Below are 1,950 nucleotides of genomic sequence, written 5' to 3' on the forward strand. Positions count from 1 at the left end.
GGCGCCGACCTCGACCGTCTCGTCCTCGGCGACCTTGATGGAGGACAGCACGCCGGAGGCAGGGGCCGGGATCTCGGTGTCGACCTTGTCGGTCGACACCTCGAGCAGCGGCTCGTCGGCTTCGACGCGCTCGCCCTCGGCCTTCAGCCAGCGGGTGACAGTGCCCTCGGTGACGCTCTCGCCGAGCGCCGGAAGGGTTACGGAAACCGCCATGGTTTCGGTTGCTCCTTAGAAGTGCGGAAGTCTGGTCGTCGCGCCCGGTGACCGAGGGCGTCAGTCGTGGGAGTGGAGCGGCTTTCCGGCCAGGGCCAGGTGGGCCTCGCCCATCGCCTCGTTCTGCGTCGGGTGGGCGTGGATGAGCTGGGCCACCTCGGCCGGCAGCGCCTCCCAGTTGTAGATCAGCTGCGCCTCGCCGACCTGCTCGCCCATACGGTCACCGACCATGTGGACGCCGACCACCGCACCGTCCTTGACCTGGACGAGCTTGATCTCGCCCGCGGTCTTGAGGATCTTGCTCTTGCCGTTGCCCGCCAGGTTGTACTTCAGGGCGACGACCTTGTCCGCTCCGTAGATCTCCTTGGCCTTGGCCTCGGTGATGCCGACGGAGGCGACCTCCGGGTGGCAGTACGTCACCCGCGGGACACCGTCGTAGTCGATCGGGACGGTCTTCAGACCGGCCAGCCGCTCCGCCACCAGGATGCCCTCGGCGAAGCCGACGTGTGCGAGCTGGAGCGTCGGGACGAGGTCACCGACGGCGGAGATCGTCGGGACGTTGGTGCGCATGTACTCGTCGACCAGGACGTAGCCGCGGTCCATGGCGACCCCGGCCTCCTCGTAGCCCAGGCCCTGCGAGACCGGGCCGCGGCCGATGGCGACGAGCAGGACCTCGGCCTCGAACTCCTTGCCGTCCGCCAGGGTGACCTTGACGCCGTCCTGGGTGTACTCGGCCTTCTGGAAGAAGGTGCCCAGGTTGAACTTGATGCCGCGCTTGCGGAAGGCGCGCTCCAGCAGCTTCGAGCTGTTCTCGTCCTCGACCGGGACGAGGTGCTTGAGGCCCTCGACGATCGTGACCTCGGTGCCGAACGACTTCCACGCGGACGCGAACTCGACGCCGATCACGCCGCCGCCCAGGACGATCGCGGACTTCGGCACGCGGTCCAGGACCAGGGCGTGGTCGGAGGAGATGATGCGGTTGCCGTCGATCTCCAGGCCCGGCAGCGACTTCGGCACGGAGCCGGTCGCCAGCAGGACGTGGCGGCCCTCGACGCGCCGGCCGTTGACGTCGACGGAGGTGGGGGAGGACAGCCGGCCCTCACCCTCGATGTAGGTGACCTTACGGGAGGCGACCAGGCCCTGCAGGCCCTTGTACAGGCCGGCGATCACGTCGTCCTTGTACTTGTGCACACCCGCCATGTCGACGCCCTCGAAGGACGTCTTGATGCCGAACTGCTCGCTCTCGCGGGCCTGGTCGGCGATCTCGCCCGCGTGCAGCAGGGCTTTGGTGGGGATACAGCCGTTGTGCAGGCAGGTGCCGCCGAGCTTGTTCTTCTCGATCAGGGCGACGTCCAGGCCCAGCTGTGCCCCGCGCAGGGCTGCGGCGTACCCACCGCTGCCACCGCCGAGGATCACTAGGTCGAAAACGGTGCTGGCGTCGTTCGCCACGTCACGTCCTCCATGCATGTGCGCCACGCCGGTCTCCAGTGACCGGTCGGCGGCTGGTGTCCGGCCGCTCTTTGTTCTCGGCCCTTAGGTGGGGCCCTGTCCTGCCGAGCCCTATCCTCGCACTTGTCACGCCTGAACGAGACGCCGGGCCGTTGTGTGACGCGTCCCACGTCCGCCCGCCGGGGACGGCGGGGCGGTCCACCAGGGGCGCGGGCCGTACCCGGTGCACGGCTGCGCCGCGCGGCGCGATCCCCCACGTGTCACCCGCGTGTTCGCCACGCGACGGAC

Annotated in this window: 2 protein-coding genes; both read right to left on the reverse strand. The window is 69.1% G+C overall.

Annotation, left to right across the window (positions count from 1 at the left end):
- The coding region (locus B9S61_RS12670; RefSeq protein ID WP_308457764.1) for a biotin/lipoyl-containing protein at positions 1 to 213 on the reverse strand (213 nt) is incomplete at its 3' end.
- A gap of 60 nt (positions 214 to 273) precedes the next feature.
- The gene (lpdA, locus tag B9S61_RS12675; protein WP_181007351.1) at positions 274 to 1,662 is read right to left on the reverse strand and encodes a dihydrolipoyl dehydrogenase; all 1,389 of its coding nucleotides are present in this window, start codon (positions 1,660 to 1,662) and stop codon (positions 274 to 276) included.
- Positions 1,663 to 1,950 lie beyond the last annotated feature (288 nt).

The sequence above is a fragment of the Streptomyces sp. SM1 genome, from assembly GCF_002910825.1.
In the GTDB taxonomy this organism is placed as follows: domain Bacteria; phylum Actinomycetota; class Actinomycetes; order Streptomycetales; family Streptomycetaceae; genus Streptomyces; species Streptomyces okerensis.